The 20,558-nt window shown below is 57.4% G+C and carries 18 protein-coding genes; 12 read left to right on the top strand and 6 right to left on the bottom strand.

Annotated elements, in window-relative coordinates; all coding sequences use genetic code 11:
* Positions 1–229: 229 nt before the first annotated feature.
* The 4 genes from dnaK to DI396_RS10575 all read left to right on the top strand — a co-directional run bounded on the left by dnaK (position 230) and on the right by DI396_RS10575 (position 6,625).
* The gene (gene dnaK, locus DI396_RS10590) at positions 230–2,146 is read left to right on the top strand and encodes a molecular chaperone DnaK (protein WP_110796190.1); all 1,917 of its coding nucleotides are present in this window, start codon (positions 230–232) and stop codon (positions 2,144–2,146) included.
* 77 nt (positions 2,147–2,223) lie between these two features.
* Positions 2,224–3,381, top strand: coding sequence for a molecular chaperone DnaJ (dnaJ, locus tag DI396_RS10585; RefSeq protein ID WP_110796189.1), 1,158 nt, complete (start codon positions 2,224–2,226; stop codon positions 3,379–3,381).
* A gap of 131 nt (positions 3,382–3,512) precedes the next feature.
* Entirely contained in the window at positions 3,513–4,274 is a 762-nt protein-coding gene (gene radC, locus DI396_RS10580; RefSeq protein WP_110796188.1) for a RadC family protein, read from the top strand.
* Positions 4,275–4,402: 128 nt separating this feature from the next.
* A complete protein-coding gene (locus tag DI396_RS10575) occupies positions 4,403–6,625 on the top strand; it encodes a response regulator (protein ID WP_110796187.1) in 2,223 nt (740 codons plus the stop codon).
* Here DI396_RS10575 and yaaA read toward each other — a convergent pair.
* From yaaA to DI396_RS10560, 3 genes are all read right to left on the bottom strand, one after another.
* Entirely contained in the window at positions 6,622–7,395 is a 774-nt protein-coding gene (gene yaaA, locus DI396_RS10570; protein WP_110796186.1) for a peroxide stress protein YaaA, read from the bottom strand. The genes DI396_RS10575 and yaaA overlap by 4 nt on opposite strands.
* Positions 7,396–7,425: 30 nt before the next feature.
* A complete protein-coding gene (recQ, locus tag DI396_RS10565; RefSeq protein WP_110796185.1) occupies positions 7,426–9,468 on the bottom strand; it encodes a DNA helicase RecQ in 2,043 nt (680 codons plus the stop codon).
* Between the two features lie 74 nt (positions 9,469–9,542).
* Positions 9,543–9,830 (bottom strand): YggT family protein, encoded by a 288-nt coding sequence (locus DI396_RS10560; protein ID WP_110796184.1) that lies wholly within the window; start codon positions 9,828–9,830, stop codon positions 9,543–9,545.
* Positions 9,831–9,975: 145 nt separating this feature from the next.
* Between DI396_RS10560 and DI396_RS10555 the strand changes: the two genes are divergently transcribed.
* From DI396_RS10555 to arfB, 6 genes are all read left to right on the top strand, one after another.
* On the top strand, positions 9,976–10,521 hold the full coding sequence (locus DI396_RS10555) for an acyl-CoA thioesterase (RefSeq protein WP_110796183.1): 546 nt from the start codon (positions 9,976–9,978) through the stop codon (positions 10,519–10,521).
* Positions 10,522–10,588: 67 nt separating this feature from the next.
* A complete protein-coding gene (locus DI396_RS10550; RefSeq protein ID WP_110796182.1) occupies positions 10,589–11,947 on the top strand; it encodes an MFS transporter in 1,359 nt (452 codons plus the stop codon).
* An 89-nt stretch (positions 11,948–12,036) separates the two neighbouring features.
* On the top strand, positions 12,037–12,843 hold the full coding sequence (mepA, locus tag DI396_RS10545; protein WP_407936311.1) for a penicillin-insensitive murein endopeptidase: 807 nt from the start codon (positions 12,037–12,039) through the stop codon (positions 12,841–12,843).
* Complete coding sequence (locus DI396_RS10540) at positions 12,816–13,730, top strand: esterase-like activity of phytase family protein (RefSeq protein WP_110796180.1); 915 nt, start codon at positions 12,816–12,818, stop codon at positions 13,728–13,730. The genes mepA and DI396_RS10540 overlap by 28 nt, the downstream gene beginning before the upstream one ends.
* 65 nt (positions 13,731–13,795) lie before the next feature.
* Complete coding sequence (locus DI396_RS10535) at positions 13,796–14,425, top strand: queuosine precursor transporter (protein ID WP_110796179.1); 630 nt, start codon at positions 13,796–13,798, stop codon at positions 14,423–14,425.
* Between the two features lie 247 nt (positions 14,426–14,672).
* Positions 14,673–15,083, top strand: coding sequence for an alternative ribosome rescue aminoacyl-tRNA hydrolase ArfB (arfB, locus tag DI396_RS10530; protein WP_110796178.1), 411 nt, complete (start codon positions 14,673–14,675; stop codon positions 15,081–15,083).
* Positions 15,084–15,223: 140 nt separating this feature from the next.
* Here the strand turns inward: arfB and pncB are convergent, their stop codons facing one another.
* On the bottom strand, positions 15,224–16,516 hold the full coding sequence (gene pncB, locus DI396_RS10525; protein WP_110796177.1) for a nicotinate phosphoribosyltransferase: 1,293 nt from the start codon (positions 16,514–16,516) through the stop codon (positions 15,224–15,226).
* Between the two features lie 114 nt (positions 16,517–16,630).
* On the opposite strand from pncB, the gene DI396_RS10520 reads away from it, so the two are divergent.
* Positions 16,631–17,185 carry a hypothetical protein gene (locus tag DI396_RS10520; protein WP_162617211.1) on the top strand — a complete coding sequence of 185 codons (555 nt, stop codon included), beginning with the start codon at positions 16,631–16,633 and terminating at the stop codon, positions 17,183–17,185.
* A gap of 25 nt (positions 17,186–17,210) precedes the next feature.
* Here the strand turns inward: DI396_RS10520 and pncA are convergent, their stop codons facing one another.
* Positions 17,211–17,810 carry a bifunctional nicotinamidase/pyrazinamidase gene (pncA, locus tag DI396_RS10515; protein WP_110796175.1) on the bottom strand — a complete coding sequence of 200 codons (600 nt, stop codon included), beginning with the start codon at positions 17,808–17,810 and terminating at the stop codon, positions 17,211–17,213.
* Positions 17,811–18,267: 457 nt separating this feature from the next.
* On the opposite strand from pncA, the gene trhO reads away from it, so the two are divergent.
* Positions 18,268–19,176: an oxygen-dependent tRNA uridine(34) hydroxylase TrhO gene (trhO, locus tag DI396_RS10510; protein ID WP_110796174.1), complete on the top strand. Its 909-nt coding sequence runs from the start codon at positions 18,268–18,270 to the stop codon at positions 19,174–19,176.
* 88 nt (positions 19,177–19,264) lie between these two features.
* Here the strand turns inward: trhO and glf are convergent, their stop codons facing one another.
* On the bottom strand, positions 19,265–20,410 hold the full coding sequence (gene glf / locus DI396_RS10505) for a UDP-galactopyranose mutase (protein ID WP_235851829.1): 1,146 nt from the start codon (positions 20,408–20,410) through the stop codon (positions 19,265–19,267).
* Positions 20,411–20,558: the final 148 nt, after the last annotated feature.

Raw genomic sequence — 20,558 nt, 5'->3', positions numbered from 1 at the left:
TCACCCCCGAAAGGCACCGATTTTTCAGCTTATCTGCAAAAATAGCGCAAAATCTAGAAAACCCTAGTGGTAGGGCGCTTGCAGCGTCAAATTCCCCTCCCTATATACGCTTCGAAGCGTGATGCACCGACCCTTGGATTGGGCGGGCCTCACACACCGAAATCGGGGCGAGGATGCCGTAATGGGTTCGCGTCTCGGGACATCGCCTTAAGTAGAAGGGATCTAACAAATGGCCAAAGTGATTGGTATCGACCTCGGAACCACGAACTCCTGTATTGCGATCATGGACGGCAGCCAGCCGCGTGTGATTGAAAACGCTGAAGGCGCGCGCACAACGCCGTCTATCGTTGCGTTTACGGATAGCGAACGCCTCGTCGGTCAGCCCGCGAAGCGTCAAGCTGTGACCAACCCCGACAATACCGTATTTGGCGTCAAGCGCCTGATCGGGCGCCGGTTTGATGACGCGGATCTTGCGAAAGACCTCAAAAACCTGCCGTTTACTGTCATCAATGGCGGCAACGGTGATGCATGGGTTGAAGCCAAGGGTGAGAAATACTCCCCATCGCAAATTTCCGCCTTCATCCTGGGCAAAATGAAAGAAACCGCCGAAAGCTACCTTGGTGAAGAGGTGACGCAGGCCGTCATCACCGTTCCGGCATATTTTAACGATGCCCAACGTCAGGCCACCAAGGATGCCGGTAAAATTGCCGGTCTCGAAGTGCTGCGGATCATCAACGAACCGACTGCGGCGGCCTTGGCCTACGGTCTCGACAAAGAAGAAACCCATACCATCGCGGTTTATGACCTTGGCGGCGGTACATTCGACGTCACGATCCTTGAGATCGATGATGGCCTGTTTGAAGTGAAATCCACCAACGGCGATACGTTCCTTGGCGGTGAAGACTTTGACATGCGCATCGTCAACTATCTTGCGGATCAATTCAAAAAAGAGAACGGCGTTGATCTGACCAAAGACAAAATGGCGCTTCAGCGTTTGAAAGAAGCGGCCGAGAAAGCCAAAATCGAGCTGTCCTCGTCAAGCCAGACCGAGATCAACCAACCGTTTATCTCGATGGACCCGAAGGGCGGTCAACCGCTTCACCTCGTGATGAAGCTGACCCGTGCGAAATTGGAAAGCCTTGTTGGTGATTTGATCAAAGCCTCGATCAAGCCGTGTCAGGCGGCCCTGAAAGATGCGGGCCTGTCTACGTCGGACATCGACGAAGTTGTTCTCGTCGGCGGTATGACCCGCATGCCCAAGGTCATGGAAGAAGTGTCCAAGTTCTTTGGCAAGGAGCCGCATAAGGGTGTGAACCCGGATGAGGTTGTCGCCATGGGCGCCGCGATCCAAGCGGGCGTTTTGCAAGGCGACGTCAAAGACGTGGTTCTGCTTGATGTGACGCCGTTGTCGCTCGGTATCGAAACATTGGGCGGTGTATTCACCCGCTTGATCGATCGGAACACCACGATCCCGACCAAGAAATCGCAGGTCTTCTCGACCGCCGAGGACAATCAAAACGCGGTCACCATCCGCGTGTTCCAAGGCGAACGTGAAATGGCGGCGGACAATAAAATTCTGGGTCAATTCAACCTTGAAAACATCCCGCCCGCGCCGCGCGGCATGCCCCAGATCGAAGTGACCTTTGATATTGATGCCAACGGTATCGTGTCGGTTGGCGCCCTCGACAAAGGCACCGGCAAAGAGCAGAAGATCACGATCCAAGCGTCCGGTGGTTTGACCGACGAGGACATCGAGAACATGGTCAAGGATGCCGAGGCCAACGCGGAAGCGGATAAAGAGCGTAAGGATCTGGTCGAGGCCAAGAACCAAGCCGAGAGCCTCATCCACTCGACCGAGAAGTCGATGGAAGAGCACGCGGATAAAGTTGACCCGACCACGATTGAAGCGATCGAATTGGCCATTGCGGCGCTCAAGGACGAACTTGAGACCGAGAACGCCGAGAAGATCAAATCGGGCATCCAGAACGTGACCGAAGCGGCCATGAAGTTGGGTGAGGCGATCTATAAGGCCAGCCAAGACGAAGGCGGCGACGAGCCGATGGCCGCCGATGAGGGCGCAGCTCCGGGCGACGATGATATCGTCGATGCGGATTTCGAAGACCTCGGCGACGACAAGCGCTCGTAAGCGCCAATCGGAACTTAGCAGAGGCCGGCCGGCAACGCGCCGGGCCGGCCTCTGACGTTCCATGAAGGGGGAACCCAATGGCAAAACGTGACTTCTACGATGTGCTTGGCATCAAAAAAGGTGCCTCAGCCGACGAAATCAAAAAAGCATATCGGACCAAGGCGAAAGAATTCCATCCGGATCGCAATTCCGATAATCCGGACGCAGAGACCAAATTCAAAGAGGCCAACGAGGCCTATGAAGTCCTGAAAGACGCTGACAAAAAGGCAGCTTATGACCGCTATGGCCATGCGGCTTTCGAGGGCGGAATGGGCGGCGGCGGGCCGCGCGGCGGTCATCCCGGGCAACAGGGCGATTTCGCCTCGGCTTTCTCGGATGTGTTTGACGACCTCTTTGGCGATTTCATGGGGCAACGCGGCGGCGGTCAAGGCGGTGGTCGCGGGCGCGCCGCGCGCGGCTCTGACCTGCGCTACAATCTGCGGGTGAGTTTGGAAGACGCCTATTCCGGCCTGCAAAAAACCATCAATGTCCCGACCTCTATCGCTTGCGAGAGCTGTGAAGGTTCCGGAGCCGAAGGCGGCGCGGAACCGGCGACCTGTCCGACCTGTTCGGGGATGGGCAAGGTTCGTGCGCAGCAAGGGTTTTTCACGGTTGAACGGACCTGTCCGACCTGTTCGGGTCTTGGCCAGATCATCAAGAACCCATGCAAGGAATGCGGCGGCAATGGTCGCGTGCACAAAGACCGTTCATTGGCGGTGAATATCCCTGCGGGCGTTGAAACCGGCACGCGGATTCGTTTGTCCGGTGAGGGCGAGGCTGGGATGCGCGGCGGGCCTGCGGGCGATCTTTATATCTTTATCGAGGTCACCCCGCACAAGATCTTCGAGCGCGAGGGGAACAATCTGTTCTGTCGCGTTCCGGTCTCTATGTCCTCTGCGGCCCTAGGCGGCGACATCGAAGTGCCGACGATTGACGGCGGCCGTAGCCGCGTGAAGATCCCGGCAGGCAGTCAGTCGGGCCGTCAAATGCGCTTGCGTGCCAAGGGTATGCCGGCGCTGCGTGGTGGTTCGGCGGGTGATATGTTCATCGAATTGGCTGTAGAAACGCCGGTCAATCTGACCAGCCGCCAGAAGGAAATTCTTCGCGAATTCGAGGATTTGTCAGAGGATAACAATCCTGAAGGCAAAAGCTTCTTTTCGTCGGTGAAGAATTTTTGGGACAGCATGAAGGGGTGATCGCCACCCTGCGCGCTTCCGGAGCTTTCCGATTGCTTTGACACAGGCCTCCCGATTGGGGGGCCTGTTTTCATCTTGGTGGCGGGGCGGGGTTAACCTCTCGGTAACCAAGTTTGCGCCATGATGCGGGCATGCGTGATGCCAATGTCTTTCATGAGGCGCCCTTGTCCTTATTCGGGGAGGATGAAGCCCCTGAAACGCCGCTAAAATCGGGGCGATTGCCCTCGTATATCCGGGACCACCGCAAACGGTTGCGTGAAAGATTTCTGTCGGGCGGGGCGGCGGCCTTGCCGGATTACGAGATGCTCGAATTGGTACTGTTTCGGGCGATCCCCCGACAGGATGTAAAACCGTTGGCGCGGCAACTTCTGGAGATATTTGGTGATTTTAACCGCGTGGTATCGGCAGCGCCCGAGCGGTTGTTGGCAGTGAGTGGCGTGGGCGCTGCGGTCGTGACCGAATTGAAGATCGTTGAGGCCGCAGCACATCGGCTCTCTCGGTCCAAGGTCATGCAACGCCATGTGATTTCCAGTTGGGATGCGATCCTTGATTATTGCCACATGACAATGGCGCACCGCGAGACAGAGCAATTCCGTATTCTATATCTGGACCGCAAAAACGTGCTTATCGCGGATGAAGAGCAAGCGCGCGGCACCGTCGATCATGTTCCGGTCTATCCGCGCGAGGTGGTTAAACGGGCGCTTGAATTGAACGCGAGCGCGCTGATTTTGGTGCATAATCATCCATCGGGCGATCCCACCCCCTCACAGCAAGATATCGCCATGACCGAACAGGTCGCACAGGCCGCCGGCGCATTGGGCTTGGCAGTGCATGATCATTTGATCATCGGTAAATCCCGCGAGTTGAGCTTTCGCGGTGAAGGATACCTTTAGTATTCGGACCGTAGGGCCATGTGACCCATAGATTTTTGCACTCTCGGTGCAGTCTTAAACAATATTTTCATTCTCGCTGTCGATGATGCCCATGTTTAATTATTGATTGCGCATGGCGGAGGGCAGGCATGAGCCTAGCCAATAAATTATCGGAAGAGCGCCGCGCTCGGCTCGCGGCAGAGCGTTTGTTAGAGCAAAAACAGGCGGAACTGTTTGCGGCCAATCGCAAGCTGGGCCGTCACGCGCGCCAACTTTCCGTTGAAATAGTCGAAACCCGCGCCGAGGTTCGCAACGTCCGCGATGAAAACAAACGCGTGAAATCCGACCTGACCGTTGCCAATCAGAAAATTGAGATCGCCGAACGGCGGCTTTGGCATTCGATCGAAACCATTCAGGACGGGTTTGTATTTTTTGATGCCGATAGCAAAATGATCGGTGCGAACCATGCCTATTTATCGGTTTTTGATGGCCTCGAAGAGGTGCGTCCGGGTATTAGCTATATCCGCATTCTGCAATTGGCGACCGAGGAAGGGATCGTCAACATTGGCGATGAACGCCCCGCCGCATGGCGCGCACGGATGCTTGATCGATGGCAGCACCCGGCGCCGGAACCTGTGGTGCTCCGTCTTTGGAATGACGTTTATGTCAAATTCATAGATCAGCGCAGCGCCGGCGGCGACGTGGTATCCTTGGCTTTGAACATCACTGACACGGTGCGCTATGAAAAGGAATTGAAGAAAGAGCGCAGCAAAGCCGAAGCAGCAAATCGCGCGAAATCCTCCTTCCTTGCCAATATGAGCCATGAAATCCGTACCCCGATGAACGGGGTTGTTGGCATGGCGGAGCTGCTCACCGATACGACCCTTAACGAAGAACAACGGCTGTATGTCAACACGATCAAGAACTCTGGCGAGGCGTTGCTGGTTATCATCAATGACGTGTTGGATTACTCCAAAATCGAGGCGGAAAAGCTCGTCTTGCACCCAGAACCCTTTGATTTGGAACGTTGCCTCCACGAGGTGATCATGCTGTTGCAACCACCGGCGCGCGACAAAGGCGTAGATATCTTGGTGGATTATGACATGTTCCTGCCGACGCAATATGTCGGCGATCCCGGTCGGTTGCGGCAGATCCTCACCAATCTTTTGGGCAATGCCGTCAAGTTCACCGCTGAGGGGCACGTGCTGATCCGGGTGGTCGGGGTGCAACCCGCAGGCAGCGATAATACCCATGTTCATGTAACTATCGAAGACACGGGAATCGGAATTCCTGCTGATAAAGTCGACCACATCTTTGGTGAGTTTAATCAGGTCGATGCCGAGCAGAATCGTCAATTCGAAGGCACCGGACTTGGGCTTGCGATTACGCAGCGGTTGATCAAACTGATGGGCGGAAAAATCTGGGTCGATAGCGAAGACGGTGTCGGGTCGGCCTTTGGCTTCCGCATCACCATGCCGGTGGCGGATACGCTTGAAGAGGTGGCACCGGTCCTATCGACAAGTCTCAAGCGCGCGTTGATTGTTGACGACCACGAGGTCAATCGTGCGATCTTGGAAAAACAGATGGGTGTTTTGGGGATTGAAACCGTGTCCTGCGTCAATGGTGCCGATGCGTTGGCGGCGCTGTCCCAACCATTTGATTTGATCCTGACCGACCACAATATGCCCGATATGGATGGGCTTGAATTGGCTGAAACCATTCGCAGGCGGGGCTTTGATGTTCCGATCATTTTGCTCAGTTCAAACCCCGGCTACGCCGAACAAGATCCCGCACGCGCGCATCTCCAGGCGATCTTACAAAAGCCGACACCGCGCAGGGAGTTGTTTGCCAAGCTCAAAGCGCTTGGTGCCGATGTGGAAAAGCCGGAGCCCGATCTGGTTACCGACGCCGGCGGTGGCACGGTGGTCAGTATCAAACCGGCAGGGCGTCAAATGCGGATTCTGGCCGCAGAAGACAATAAGACCAACCAGTTGGTATTTCGTAAGATGATCAAATCATTGGATGTTGAGCTGGTCTTTGCAAACAATGGCTTGGAGGCGCTCGAAGCGTATCGGGATTTCAAACCGGATTTGATCTTCATGGATATTTCGATGCCGAAGATGGACGGCAAGGAGGCCACGCAAGAGATCCGAAAAATTGAGGCGCAGACGGGTGAACATGTGCCGATTGTGGCGCTCACCGCGCATGCGATGGATGGTGATAAGGATGGGATTCTGGCTGCCGGGCTTGACCACTATCTCACGAAACCGCTGCGCAAAGCTGCAATACACGAGCAGGTCATGCAGCATTGTCCACATGACGCGCGCTCGCCGGTGCCGGAAGAGGGCGAGGCCACGCAGGTGGCGGGTTAAGTCGATTTTGCATCGGGATAGCCGCGCAAGAATACCCATGTGTCGCCGTCCGACATGTCCGGCTTATGCTGATAACCGCCAAGATCGAATCCTTTGATATCTTCTGCTTCGGTGATCCGATTTTGCATGACATACCGCGCCATCGCGCCGCGGGCTTTTTTCGCGTAAAAGCTGACAACCTTCGGCGTGCCGCCTTTTTCTTCCATGAACACCGGCGTGATCACCCGCAATTTCAAAGCATTGAGATCCACCGCGCCGAAATACTCTTGGCTGGCGCAGTTGACCAACACGCTCGATCCGGTTTGCTGTGCCTGCTCATTCAGGCCTTGGGCGAGGCGATCACCCCAGTAATCATAAAGAGATTTCCCATGCTTGGTGGCGAGGCGACTGCCCATTTCCAAGCGGTACGGCTCAATTGCGTCCAGCGGACGGAGCAGCCCGTACAAGCCTGACAAAATGCGCAAATGATCCTGCGCATAGCGTATTTCATCCGCATCCAAGGTCGCAGCTTCAAGCCCTTGATAGGTGTCGCCGGCAAAGGCCAAGGCGGCGGCTTTGGTATCCTGAGTGCCAAAATTTTGGAAGCGCTCGACGTTCAGCGCCGCCAATTTTTCGGAAATATGCATCAGCTTTTGCAGCGCTGCGACATCGAGCTCGCGCGCGACGGCGGCCAGTTCTGCGGCCTGTGCCGCATAGGCGGGCGTGCTGGTTTCGACCCCTACGGCAGGGCTCATATCCATTTTCTTGGCAGGGGAGATCACGACAAGCATTGGCGGTTCCTTTTCAATCGCGTTCACTATCTAGTTCGCGCTGTGCAGCACGTCCAGAAAAGCGGCAGAAAATCTCTCGGCGCGGCGGGCCCCGATCAAACGTTCCATTGCCTCGGCATCACGGGGGCGGGCGGCGGCGACTTTGGCGATCTGCGCGGCAGAGCAGGACATCGGGCGATCGGTTCCTTCCGCGCCGCGCTCCATGGTTTTTTGTGCGGCGACGAGGCGGTCATATAATGCGCCCGCATCGCGGCCCGCGAGTTTGCGGCGCGAGGGGTGCATGCTCTCGGCCTCGCCATTGATCACCTCAAGGAACTCCGTGCCATAGCTCTCAAGTTTTTTTGCACCAACGCCGCCGATGCGGGCCATCTCATCGAGGTCACAGGGGCGTTTTTCGGCCATCTCGATGAGGGTGCGGTCGTTGAAGATGATATAGGCAGGGGCTTTGGCGGCCTCGGCCAAGGCGCGGCGTTTGGCCTTGAGCGCGGACAACAGCGGCGCGTCCTCTTCGGACACCAAGGATTTGACCGCAGGGCGGCGTGAGGCGGCGGATCGGATCGTGTCGCGGCGTAGGGTGATTTTCGCCTCGTCCCGCAGGATCGGCAGTGCCGGATCCGTCATGCGCAATGCGCCGTGGCGTTCGGGATCGGGCCGGACCAGATCATGCCCCATCATTTGCCGGAACACGGCTTGCCATTGGCGGCGGTCGTATTCCTTGCCGACGCCAAAGGTGGGCAAATCCTCATGGCCGCGGGCGCGTACTTTTTCGGTAGCGTTGCCAATCAATATGTCGATCAAATGACCGGATCCGAAATATTCGCCGGTGCGCAGGATCGCGGATAGGGCTTTGCGCACGGCGACGGTGCCGTCGAAGGTCTCTGGCGCGGTATCGCATAGGTCGCAATTGCCGCAGGTCACGTTGCTTTCGCCGAAATAGGCCAGAAGCTGTTTGCGGCGGCATTCGAGGGCCTCGGCCAAACCCAATAGCGCATTGAGCCGCGCGTGATCGGCGGCGCGCATTTCGGGCGGGGCGAGGCCTTCATCAATCTGGCTCCGGCGCAGGCGAATGTCATCGGGGCCAAAGAGCGTGAGGGTTTCTGCGGGGGCACCATCGCGGCCCGCGCGGCCGATCTCTTGGTAATAGGCTTCGATGGATTTGGGCAGGTCGGCATGGGCGACCCAGCGGATATCGGGTTTGTCGACGCCCATGCCAAAGGCGACGGTGGCGACGACGATCAATCCGTCTTCTTGTTGGAAGCGGCGTTCGGTGATGCGGCGGTCCTCGGCCTCCATCCCGCCATGATAGTGACAGGCAGCATGACCCGCCTCGCGCAGGGCGGCGGCGAGGCTTTCGGTTTTGTTGCGGGTGCCGCAATATACAATGCCGGATTGACCCTTGCGGGCCGCGGCGAATTCGAGGATCTGGCGGCGCGGGCCGTCTTTTGCGGCAAAGGCAAGGTGGATGTTCGGCCGGTCAAACCCGTGCAAGAAACTTTGCGGGGCGGCCCCGTCAAACAGGCGGCGGATGATTTCTTCGCGGGTTTCGGCATCCGCCGTGGCGGTGAATGCGGCGAGTGGCACGTCGAGCGCGCTGCGCAATTCGCCGATACGAAGGTAGTCGGGCCGGAAATCATGGCCCCATTGGCTGACGCAATGGGCCTCGTCTACGGCAATCATGCTAACATTGATGCGGCGCAGCATGCCCATGGCATTGCCCGAGGCGAGCCGCTCGGGCGCGATATAGAGCAATTTGAGGGTGCCATCTTCGAGGGCGCGCCACACGGCGTTCGTCTCTTCTTCGGTATTGCCCGAGGTCAAAGCGCCCGCTTCGACGCCCGCTTCGCGAAGGGCGCGGACTTGGTCGCGCATCAATGCGATCAGAGGCGAGATCACCACGGTGACCCCCTCGCGCATCAGGGCAGGCAATTGAAAGCATAGGGATTTGCCGCCGCCCGTGGGCATGATGGCGAGCACGTTTTGGCCCGTGCGAACCGCATCGACGATCTCTTCCTGTCCGGGGCGGAAGGCGTCAAATCCGAATACGTCTTTGAGCAGCTTGGCAGCAGCGGTCATGGGTGTCCTGTGGGCGTTGTTTTTATGCTCTCAGGCGGTTTTCCCATGTTCCGCGCGCAGCGGCAAGGCGGGGATTAGTAGAAGGCGGAGATATTGTTGGCCAGAACAATCCGCAGGGCGTAAATGCCGATCAAGACAACGAGCGGGGCCAGGTCAATACCGCCCATGGGCGGCAGGATCGAGCGCACGCGGCTATAGACCGGTTCCAGAATGCGTTGCAGCATATGCCAGATTTGCGCAACCAAAGGTTGGCCCAGATTGAGCACCTGAAAGTTGATCAGCCAGCTCATGATCACATGGGCGATGACGAAGAACCACGCGATATCGAGGATCAGCGAAAGGATCTGGAAAAGCGACAACATAGTGGGGTCCTTCATTGGTTGCGCGTCCTAGGTAAGCATACCTGCCGCAAAGGGCAAGTCTGACGCGCGGTCTTGGTTGACGCGAGTGGTGCTTGGGGTCAGCAGAGGGCATATTTGGATCAATTCCGCCGCAAAGGACGCCCTCATGTATCCGTTTTTTCGCATGATCAAAGAACTCGTCAAATATCGCAAGGCTGCGCCGCTTGCTCTGGATGGCGTGCATGTTTCACACCACCGTTGCATGCCGTGGGACATTGATATGTTTTTAGAACTGAACAATGGTCGCACGCTGACGCTGTATGATTTGGGGCGCTTGCCCTTTGCCCAACGCGCAGGATTGTTTGCTGCGTTGAAATCCGAGAAATGGGGCATGACGATGGCCGGTGCGACGGTGCGCTATCGCCGCCGAATCCGCACGTTTGAACGGTTCGAGATGCGTTCGCATATGGTGTGCTGGGATGATCGGTTTATTTATATCGAACAAAGCATGTGGTTGGAAAATGGCGAATGTGCCAATCATATTGTGTACCGTGCGGCTTTGACGGATCGCAACGGCATCGTGTCGCCATCGCGGGTGGCAAAGGTGCTTGGGGTTGATGACACATCCCCCCCGATTCCGGCGTATATTGCCAAATGGATTGAGGCCGAAGACGCCCGTCCGTGGCCGCCGATGCAGGATCTCACCACATAGGCCGCGACAAGTGCTTGCATGCATGGGGGCTTGCCTGTCATATCGCGCTTAGCGAGAAGGAGCAGGCATGACGACAATTTCACCGCGCAAGCGCATCTGGGGTTGGTTCTTTTTTGATTGGGCGAGCCAGCCGTATAACACGTTGCTTTTGACCTTCATCTTTTCGCCGTTCTTTAGCGAGTTGGTCGGAGATGGCGCCAAAGCACAGGCGTCGTGGGGGTTTGGCATTGGCGCTGCGGGGTTCTTCATTGCGGTTCTGGCGCCGTTTTTGGGAGCCTTGGCGGATACCTCGGGAAACCGGATGCGGTGGATTTGGGTGTTTTCGGGGCTTTATATCGCTGGCTCTGCGATGCTGTGGACCGCTGCACCCGACAATTTCAACATGTATTTCACGCTTTTGATGTTTGCCATCGGTCTGATCGGGATGGAGTTCGCGACGATTTTTACCAATGCGATGTTACCCGATCTGGGCCCACGCGAAGAAATCGGACGGATTTCAGGAAACGGTTGGGCGTTTGGTTATGTCGGCGGTTTGGTAACCCTTTTGATTATGCTGGCGTTTTTTGCGGAGAGTGCCCAGACGGGCAAAACCATGATCGGCTTGGACCCGGCCTTTGGCTTGGATGCCTCGGCACGGGAAGGCACGCGGTTTGTCGGGCCATTGACGGCGATTTGGTATGCGGTGTTCATGATCCCCTTTTTCCTGTGGGTTCGCGATCCGAAGTCCGCGAGGCCGCCGAAAGGCGCGGTGGGCCTGGCGCTCAAAGGCTTATGGGGGACGGTGCGCAAACTGCCACAAACCCCGTCGTTGTTCAGCTTCCTCGGCGCTTCGATGTTTTACCGTGATGCGCTCAACGGGATGTATTTTTTTGGCGGTATCTATGCCACCGGCGTCTTGGGGTGGAGCGTCGTGAATGTTGGGGTTTTCGGTATTGTTTCGATTATCTTTGGCGCGATCTTTGCCTTTTTGGGCGGTAAATGTGATGTCCGGTTCGGTCCCAAACCGGTGATCCGTATTTGTATTTTGGTGCTGACTTTCGTGGCGGTGTCGACGGTGATGATCTCGCGCGATAGCGTCTATGGCGTGGCAGTGGCCGCAGAATCGAACCTGCCTGATATCGTATTTTACCTTCTGGGTGCGACGATTGGCGCGGCGGGCGGGGTGTTGCAGGCCGCGAGCCGCACAATGATGGTGCATCAAGCCAACCCCGAACGGATGACCGAAGCCTTTGGCATTTATGGTCTTGCGGGCAAGGCCACGAGTTTCCTTGCGCCGACATTGATCGGGATCGTCACGGCTTTGACCGGCAGTCAACAATTGGGCGTGTCGCCATTGATCGGGCTTTTCCTTATCGGGCTCTTGCTGCTACGCTGGGCGAAACCCGAGGGAGATCGTGCGGTATGGTCCGGTTCATTAAGTTCCTGAGCTTAACAGTTTTGCTGACCGCCTGCGGCGGTGGCGATCAAGTTGCCCGCGAGGCGGCAATTTCAACGCAGGCCGCTGTGCCGGCTTCAATGCAGGGCATCGAAGCAAAAGCCCTGTTCGGAGCCAAAACCACAGGGTCGGCGCAACATAGCGCGTCTTTGGGCAGCTTTGCCAAAGGGTGCCTCGCTGGCGGGGTGCAGTTGCCTGAAACCGGGCCGACATGGCAAGCGATGCGTTTGTCACGCAATCGCAATTGGGGCTATCCGGAAACCGTTGCCTTTGTCCAGGACCTGAGCCGGAAGGCCGCCGCTCAACCCGGATGGGCGGGGCTTTATGTGGGTGACATGAGCCAGCCGCGCGGCGGGCCGATGCTGTCGGGGCACCGCAGTCACCAGATCGGGCTTGATGCTGATATCTGGATGCTGCCACCGAAACGGTTGAACCTGACGGCCGCAGAGCGTGAAGGAATTTCGTCGATTTCAATGCGCCGCAATGCAGGCGCCTATGTAAACTCCAATTGGACGCGGTCGCATCATAATGTGTTGAAGGCGGCGGCATCCGATCCCCGTGTCGCGCGAATTTTCGTCTTTCCGGGGGCCAAGGTACAGATGTGCAAGGACGAGACCGGCGATCGCAGCTGGCTCAACAAAATCCGGCCGTGGTACGGGCACCACTACCATTTTCATGTGCGCCTGAAATGTCCCAAAGGCGCGCGCGGTTGCGTTGATCAGGCTCCGCCGCCTGCGGGTGACGGGTGTAAGGATGCCGAGCAATGGGTGCGTGATATTCTCGATCCGCCCCCGCCGAACCCGAATGCGCCCAAACCGAAGCCACGGCGGGAATATACGCTCGCGGATTTGCCGGCCCAATGCGTTTCAGTCTTGCAGTCGCGTTAAGCGCCCTCTGCCTTTTTCTGTCGGGGCCAACCGAGGCACAAAATCCGGAGGCGGTATTTCTGTCTCGGTATGTCTGGCATGATCCGGCGCGGGCCTTTGGTGGTATATCCGGTATTGATTTGGCGCCGGATGGCCGCGCGTTCCGTGCGATTTCGGATCGTGGCAACCTGTTGTCCGGCCGGCTCCGGCGGGAAGATGGGCAGATCATCGGCGTTGACGATTTGCGCATTGTGCAATTGCGCAACGGCTTTGGCACGCCCTTGCGCGGGGCGATGCAGGATTCTGAGGGTCTGGTATGGGACGGCGGTCCCAATGTGGTGATCTCCTTTGAGGGCAATCACCGGTTGGCGATGTTCGATGCCGATGGGCTGCTGCGCCGCCAATTGCCATTAGCGCGCGAGTTTCTTAGTTTTGAGAGCAATCAGGGGATGGAGGCCTTGGCGCTTGGCCCTGAAGGCGCGCTGTATACCGTGGCGGAAGCCGTGGCACGGGACGGGAAGTCAACGCTTTATCGGTTTGACGGAACGCGGTGGACTGTCGCGTTCCGCTTTGCGGGGGATGGGGAGTTTTTGCCCGTCGGGGCGGATTTCGGCCCCGATGGCGCGCTCTATCTACTGGAACGGGATTTCACCGGGCTGGGGTTTCGCAGCCGGGTGCGGCGGTTCGATTTGGGGGATGGAACGGCGCGGGTCGGTGACGGGCAGGTATTGTGGCAAAGCCGCGCGCGCGAATTTGATAACCTCGAAGGGGTGTCGGTTTGGCGCGACGGGGCGGGGAACCTCCGACTTACCATGGTGTCGGACGATAATTTCATGCGGTTTCAGCGCACCGAGCTGGTTGAATTTGTGATCTCGGAGGGGCTTGCCAAGTCGCGATCCAGCGATTAGACGCCCCTGATCCGCGCCGATCCTCGGCGCCAAGTCGCCGCAACCTTGTAAAAACGGGCTCAAAAATGAAAACTGCTTACCTTCCTGGCATTATTGCCATGGCCGCCATTGTCGTGGCCTCTAACATTCTGGTGCAATTCCTGCTCCTTGACGGGCTCCTGACATGGGGTGCCTTTACCTATCCGTTTGCCTTTCTGGTCACTGATGTGATGAACCGGATTTACGGCCCCTCTGCTGCGCGCCGCGTGGTTTTCGCGGGCTTTGTCGTTGGCATTCTGTGTTCGCTGATCGGCAGCCAGATCATGCTCGAATTCGGTCCTGCCGTGGCGTTGCGTGTGGCTGTGGCATCGGGCACTGCATTCTTGATCGCGCAACTGTTTGATATCGCCGTCTTTGACCGTCTGCGCAGCGGCGCATGGTGGCGCGCGCCTTTGACTTCGTCGGTGCTTGGCTCGGCGGTAGACACGGCAATTTTCTTCTTTCTCGCCTTTTCGGCCTCGGTGTCCTTTGGCGGCAATGCGGATGCGGCCGTAGCATGGGCCAGCGATCCCGCGCCTCTGCTGATGGTTGGTCCGATGGCCCCGCTTTGGGTGACTTTGGCGCTCGCCGACTGGGCGGTCAAATTGGTGATTGCGATGATTGCACTTGTTCCTTTTCGCATCATCGTGGGGGCACGTAGCACCCCGACCACATGATTTTGTTTTGACATCTGCGAAATCTATGCTTTCCTGAGGTTACCAGAAACATCAGAAAGGAGGTGCTCTAGTGTCTAATGAGGTATTGGAGAGAGGTGTCGGAACAGTTTGGAAAGGGGCCAAGCCAAAGCAGCCTTAGGCTTGAGACCCAACCGGATTGGCAGGACCTAACCGGCACCGCCTCCTAAACTCTGCTAGGGCCGTTCGCATCGCGGGCGGCCCTTCTGATTTGTAAACGAGCGAGCCTATGAAGATCACCGAAACGATCACCATCGAAGATTGGGAATTGACCGAACAATTCGTCCGCGCCTCTGGCCCGGGCGGGCAGAACGTCAACAAAGTCGCCACAGCGGTCGAATTGCGGTTCGAGGCCGAGCGGTCGCCGAATTTGCCGCCTGCGGTGAAAATGCGCCTGCGTAAACTGGCGGGGCGGCGGTGGACCAAAGAGGGCGCGATCGTGATTTTTTGCGACGAGACGCGGCATCAGGCGCGCAACCGCGACATCGCCCGGGACCGCCTTGCGGCGTTGATTGTCGAAGCAACCAAACGGCCAAAGTTCCGCGTGAAGACGAAACCGACGAAAGGGTCGGTAAGACGGCGGTTGGAGGCCAAGAAGCAGCGCGGCCAGGTGAAGGCGTTGAGAGGGAAGGTGGAGTGAGGGCCCTTCAATATCTGTGAAGAGGCTGCGAAGTACCGCGCGCAGGCGTCCAATAGGCGAATGCTGTCGTGGCTTGCTCCCATAAATTAACGGCCTAGATGTTTGTCGGGCCGCAGGCAGAGCAAAACCCCAACTAGGACCTAAACCACAACCTCCATCCGGTCCTGCTCGCCCACGCCAAACACCCGTTTATACCGTTCGATTTCCGCCTTCGGGCCCATCGCTTTATTCGGATTGTCCGAGAGTTTCACCGTTGGTTTGCCGTTGGCGCTGACGGCTTTGCAGACCAATGAGAACGGCGCGAGGGTGTCGCCTTTGGTCAGGCCGCGGAAGTCGTTGGTGAGCAGCGTACCCCACCCGAAGGAGGTGCGCACACGGCCTTGGAATTTCTGGTGCAGCTCGATGATTTTATCGGTGTCCAAGCCGTCCGAGAAGATCACCAGTTTTTTGGTCGGGTCTTCGCCGCGCTCTTTCCACCAATCGATTGCCACCTCGGCGGCGGCCGCAGGATCGCCGCTGTCGATGCGAATACCGGTCCAACCGGCGAGCCAATCGGGCGCGCCATCCAAAAACCCTTTGGTGCCGTAGGTGTCGGGCAAAATGATGCGCAGGTTGCCCTCGTGTTCCTCGTGCCAATCGGCCAAAACGTCATAGGGTGCCTGACGAAGGGCATCATCCGTTTCGGCCAAGGCGCTGTAAACCATTGGCAATTCATGGGCGTTGGTGCCAACGGCCTCAAGGTCGCGTTTCATGGCGATGTGGCAATTCGAGGTGCCGGTGAATTTATCACCCAGCCCTTCGACCATCGCCTGCACGGCCCAATCCTGCCACATATAGCTGTGCCGGCGGCGGGTGCCAAAATCGGCGATGCGCAGCCCGTCGAGGTCGCGCAGCTTCTCGATTTTTTCCCATAATTTGGTCATGCCACGCGCATAAAGCACCTGCAGCTCGAATTTGCCCATATCGCGCAGAACGGCGCGGCCGCGCAGTTCCATCAACACCGCCAAAGCCGGGATTTCCCAAAGCATCACCTCGGGCCACGATCCTTCAAAGGTTAGCTCGTATTGATCGCCTTTGCGTTCCAAATGGTAGGGCGGTAATTGCAGGTTCTCGAACCACTCCATGAAATCGGGGCGGAACATTTGGCGCTTGCCGTAGAAGGTGTTGCCGCGCATCCATGTGCTTTCGCCGCGCGTGAGCCGCAAAGAGCGGATATGGTCCAGTTGTTCGCGCAATTCCCCTTCGTCGATGAGATCGGCCAAGGGGATCGACGTGGTCCGGTTGATCAAGGAAAACTGCACCTGCGTATCGGGTTTGTAGCGAAACACGGATTGGCACATCAGCAGTTTATAAAAATCTGTGTCAATCAGGGACCGGACAATCGGATCGATCTTCCAGTTGTGATTGTGAACACGGGTTGCGATATCGGCCATCTGCTGCTCTCCTTACGCGCGACACGCTTAAAGCAGGGAAAACAGGCGATTGGCAAGGTTTCGGTGAGGCTTTGATGGCAAGGTGGCGTGCATGATGCAATTCAGGGGACGAATATGAAGTGGAATATGGCGATTTGCGCGGGTGTGATCTGTGCGGCGGCGGGGACGGCAGGCTCGGCGCAGGGGTTTTGGGAATATGAGGATTGGCGGGTCTGGGTCGAAGAGGTCGACACCGGCGAGGATCTGCGCCGGACTTGCACCGCGATGACCGGCGGCGATGGCGATCCAAGCGTTTCGATTGCCTTCAGCAATGGCGATGCGGGCCCGCCCACCGTGTTTCCATCGGTTGTGATCCGCGAACATGCGCCGCGCCACTACCAAACGGGAATGCGCGACGGACAAGCAGCCTATGTGCGCTTTGATGACGAGGATACCGTCGAAGGGGTTGTTCGCGGATATCTGGACGAAGGCGTATTCGAGGTGGCGGAAATCACTTATCACCATCCGGTAAGCCAGTGGGTGTTGGAGGCGATGCGCCGCAATTACCAGATGGACACCGTAGTAGAGCACAAAGTGTATTTCAGCGCTTTTTTGAACGGGTTTTCGGCGGCATACCTCAAAGCAGCCGTGGAGTGCGGGTTCGACGGGAGCGGGGTTTTAATCGACTAGAACCGGTGCGCAGCTGTGGCCGCCCCTACGTCAGAGCGACCCCTGCCGCGGTCATTCCGTCCAGGGCGGCACAGAGTGAACCATCCATATCAATGGCGCGGCAGAGGTCTTGGCGCACGGTCACATCAAAGCCGAGCTGTGCCGCGTCAACGGCGGAAAAATTGACGCAAAAATCTAGTGCAAGCCCCACCAGCGTCAGATGGGTGATGCCGCGTGTGCGCAGGTATCCATCGAGGCCGGTGGGGGTTTTATGGTCATTCTCGAAAAATGCAGAGTAGCTGTCGATGGCGGGATTATACCCTTTGCGGATGATCATATCGGCGCGGTCCGTGTCGAGCGCGCTGTGCAGCGCGGCGCCTGTGCTGCCTTGGATGCAATGATCGGGCCATAGGACTTGCGGGCCATAGGGCATTTGGGTCATCTCGAAAGCGGTTTTGCCCGCATGGCTGCTGGCAAATGAACTGTGGCCTGACGGGTGCCAATCCTGCGTCAGGATCACCGCATCGAAATCCTCTACCGCTGCGTTGATATCGGGGATGATCTCGTCCCCGCCCGCAACCGCCAATGCGCCACCGGTGCAAAAATCATTTTGGACGTCAATCACGATAAGGGCAGATTTGGGCATGGGGTGGCTCCGGTGCTGTGTTTCCTATGGGTAGGCCGAGCGACGTGGCGGCGTCAATTAATGCGGGACAGAAAATACAAGATCTGTGGAACCGGATGGAAGATAGGGCGTTAGATATTCAAGCCCGGCCACTAAACGGTCCCATGCCGGGGCGCAGCTGATTGCGTGGAAAACTGTAGGACTGCTGGTTTTAGACCCTTCTGGCGTTTGCGGGCATCCTCCCCTCTGCCCTTTGACTCCGCGATAGGGATTATTTGCCTGGATTCGGGCGATCATGAATTTATTTCTGCAAAGGCCTGCCGTTCGTCCCACGGCGGGCCTTTCTGTTTTTGGCGTAACATGCCGTGCATGGGGGAAGGCAAAGAGAGTAGAGTCGTTAAAGATATACCCGAAATACCCTTATTTGCATGGTGCTTCCCTCTTGCACGGCGGGGCGCGCGCGCGGTAAAGGAGCGGCATGTATACCATCGCAGCCCTCTACCACTTCACCCGTTTTCCTGACCGCGAGGCCGTTCAAGCGCCGCTCAAAGCGCTATGCGCGGCTGAGGGGATCACCGGATCCTTGCTTGTAGCGCATGAGGGGATCAACGGCACGATCGCCGGCTCTCGCGCCGGAATCGATAAGGTGCTGGCGCATATTCGTGCGCTGCCGGGGTGCCGTGATTTGGTGCATAAGGAGAGCTTTGCCGAGGCACAGCCTTTTGGCCGGATGAAGGTGCGTTTGAAGAACGAGATTGTCACGATGGGGCAACCGGATGTCGATCCGCGTGCCTCTGTTGGACATTACGTTGAACCCGCCGATTGGAACGATTTGATCCGCAGTGACGATGTGGCGGTGATTGATACGCGCAATGATTACGAAGTGGCGATTGGCACATTCGAGGGCGCGATTGACCCCGAAACCGCCAGCTTTCGTGAGTTCCCGCAGTGGTGGGAGGAAAACAAAGAGCGGTTCCACAACAAGCGCGTGGCGATGTTTTGCACCGGCGGGATTCGGTGTGAGAAAAGCACCAATTACCTTTTGCAGCAGGGTGTTGAAGAGGTTTACCACCTCAAAGGTGGCATCTTGAAATACCTCGAAGAGGTGCCGCAGGACGATAGCACATGGGAAGGCGAGTGTTTCGTGTTCGACGGGCGGGTGTCTGTTGGGCATGGTTTGGAAGAGGGTCCGCATAAGCTTTGCCATGCGTGCCGTCGTCCGCTTTTGCCCGAAGATCGCGGACGCGCCGAATACCAGCACGGCGTGTCGTGTCATCAGTGCATCGATCAGACTTCGGAGGCGGATAAAGCGCGCTTCCGCGAGCGGCAAAGACAAATCGAATTGGCGCGGCAGCGCGGCGAAAGCCATTTAGGCCACGCGGTTTAGGCCTAGAGGCAAAGAGCAAGACGTTCAGATATGAAAACGCCCGCAGCCAATCGCGCGGGCGTTTTGCGTTCAACCTGTCGGCGCAGCCTTATAGAGGCGCGACCGCAAATGCGGGCATGGCTGTTCCGTCCGTTTCGGACTTGAGGAACAGATCGGCGGTGTCCATCGCCTCGCGGATGGTCACATCCATATCGAGATACCGATAGGTGCCGAGACGGCCGACGAATGTGACCGCGGGGGTCTTTTCCGCTAAGGTGATATAATCGGCCAAGAGCGCTTTTTCGTCGGTCATCCGGATCGGATAATAAGGGATGTCATCGGGTTCTGCGGCGCGGGAAAATTCGCGGTAGCAGACCGTGCCCTCATGGGTTTCCCACGGCGCGAAATGTTTGTGTTCGGTGATGCGGGTAAACGGCACATCTTTGTCGCCGTAATTCATCACGGCGCAGCCCTGATAATCGCCGTCTTCGGTGAATTTTTCGAAATCCAATGTGCGATACCCCAAACGGCCGAGTTCGAAATCGAAATAGCTGTCGAGCGGGCCGGAATAGAACACGTGGTCATAACCTTCCGCATCGGCGGCGGTGAAGGTGGTGCCCAGTTTTACGGTGATCGACGGGTGATCCAGAATCGCGGCGATCATCGGGGTGTAGCCCTCGACGGGCATGCCTTGGAATTTGTGGAAGAAATAATTGTCGTCGTAGTTGAACCGCACCGGCAGGCGTTTGAGGATCGAGGCTGGCAATTGATCGGGCGTCACGCCCCATTGCTTGATCGTATAGCCCTCAAAGAAGGCGGCGTAGAGGCCATGACCGACAAACCGCAGGGCTTGTTCTTCGAAGGTTTGCGGGTCGGTAATGGATTTGTCGGCCTGTTCTTCGATAAAGGCGCGGGCCTCATTGGGGCGGAGAGTCTTTCCGTAAAACTGGTTGATCGTATGCAGGTTGATTGGCAACGAATAGACCGCGCCTTGGGCCGTGGTTTTCACGCGGTTCTTATAGGGCATGAACTTGGTAAAGCTGTTGACGTAATTCCAGACTTCTTCGTCGTCGGTATGGAAAATATGCGGGCCATAGACATGCACCATAACTCCGGTGTCGGCATCGCGTTCGGTATGGCAGTTGCCGCCAATGTGGTCGCGGCTGTCGACGATGGTGATGGTATGGCCCGCTTCTGCGAGCTTTCGTCCGATCACTGCGCCGGACAGACCGGCTCCGACCAATAGAATATTCAATGTGATCTCCTGCTGTTGACCTAACCTGAACGGTTCTGGTTTGTCCCACGCGTGGCGCCCAAGATCAAGCATCGCGCGCAGGGTCGCTGTGGCGGTGGTTTGGCCCTGAAACGCAGCGGTTTGCGGTGGCGGTGCCTGCTTTTCCCCA

The organism is Litorivita pollutaquae, from assembly GCF_003205515.1.
GTDB classification, from domain to species: Bacteria; Pseudomonadota; Alphaproteobacteria; order Rhodobacterales; family Rhodobacteraceae; genus Litorivita; species Litorivita pollutaquae.
Note: the sequence above shows the minus strand (reverse complement) of the source record. Positions and strands in the feature narration are given on the sequence as shown.

What these genes read in the sequence shown, in the direction of transcription:
- trhO (WP_110796174.1), top strand. Translation starts at nt 18,268, where the DNA reads ATGTATACCATCGCAGCCCTCTACCACTTCACCCGTTTTCCTGACCGC.
- DI396_RS10520 (WP_162617211.1), top strand. Translation starts at nt 16,631, where the DNA reads ATGAAGTGGAATATGGCGATTTGCGCGGGTGTGATCTGTGCGGCGGCG.
- yaaA (WP_110796186.1), bottom strand. Translation starts at nt 7,395, where the DNA reads ATGCTTGTCGTGATCTCCCCTGCCAAGAAAATGGATATGAGCCCTGCC.
- DI396_RS10575 (WP_110796187.1), top strand. Translation starts at nt 4,403, where the DNA reads ATGAGCCTAGCCAATAAATTATCGGAAGAGCGCCGCGCTCGGCTCGCG.
- DI396_RS10550 (WP_110796182.1), top strand. Translation starts at nt 10,589, where the DNA reads ATGACGACAATTTCACCGCGCAAGCGCATCTGGGGTTGGTTCTTTTTT.
- pncA (WP_110796175.1), bottom strand. Translation starts at nt 17,810, where the DNA reads ATGCCCAAATCTGCCCTTATCGTGATTGACGTCCAAAATGATTTTTGC.
- recQ (WP_110796185.1), bottom strand. Translation starts at nt 9,468, where the DNA reads ATGACCGCTGCTGCCAAGCTGCTCAAAGACGTATTCGGATTTGACGCC.
- DI396_RS10540 (WP_110796180.1), top strand. Translation starts at nt 12,816, where the DNA reads ATGCGTTTCAGTCTTGCAGTCGCGTTAAGCGCCCTCTGCCTTTTTCTG.
- mepA (WP_407936311.1), top strand. Translation starts at nt 12,037, where the DNA reads ATGCAGGGCATCGAAGCAAAAGCCCTGTTCGGAGCCAAAACCACAGGG.
- dnaJ (WP_110796189.1), top strand. Translation starts at nt 2,224, where the DNA reads ATGGCAAAACGTGACTTCTACGATGTGCTTGGCATCAAAAAAGGTGCC.
- arfB (WP_110796178.1), top strand. Translation starts at nt 14,673, where the DNA reads ATGAAGATCACCGAAACGATCACCATCGAAGATTGGGAATTGACCGAA.
- DI396_RS10535 (WP_110796179.1), top strand. Translation starts at nt 13,796, where the DNA reads ATGAAAACTGCTTACCTTCCTGGCATTATTGCCATGGCCGCCATTGTC.
- DI396_RS10555 (WP_110796183.1), top strand. Translation starts at nt 9,976, where the DNA reads ATGTATCCGTTTTTTCGCATGATCAAAGAACTCGTCAAATATCGCAAG.
- pncB (WP_110796177.1), bottom strand. Translation starts at nt 16,516, where the DNA reads ATGGCCGATATCGCAACCCGTGTTCACAATCACAACTGGAAGATCGAT.
- dnaK (WP_110796190.1), top strand. Translation starts at nt 230, where the DNA reads ATGGCCAAAGTGATTGGTATCGACCTCGGAACCACGAACTCCTGTATT.
- radC (WP_110796188.1), top strand. Translation starts at nt 3,513, where the DNA reads ATGCGTGATGCCAATGTCTTTCATGAGGCGCCCTTGTCCTTATTCGGG.
- DI396_RS10560 (WP_110796184.1), bottom strand. Translation starts at nt 9,830, where the DNA reads ATGTTGTCGCTTTTCCAGATCCTTTCGCTGATCCTCGATATCGCGTGG.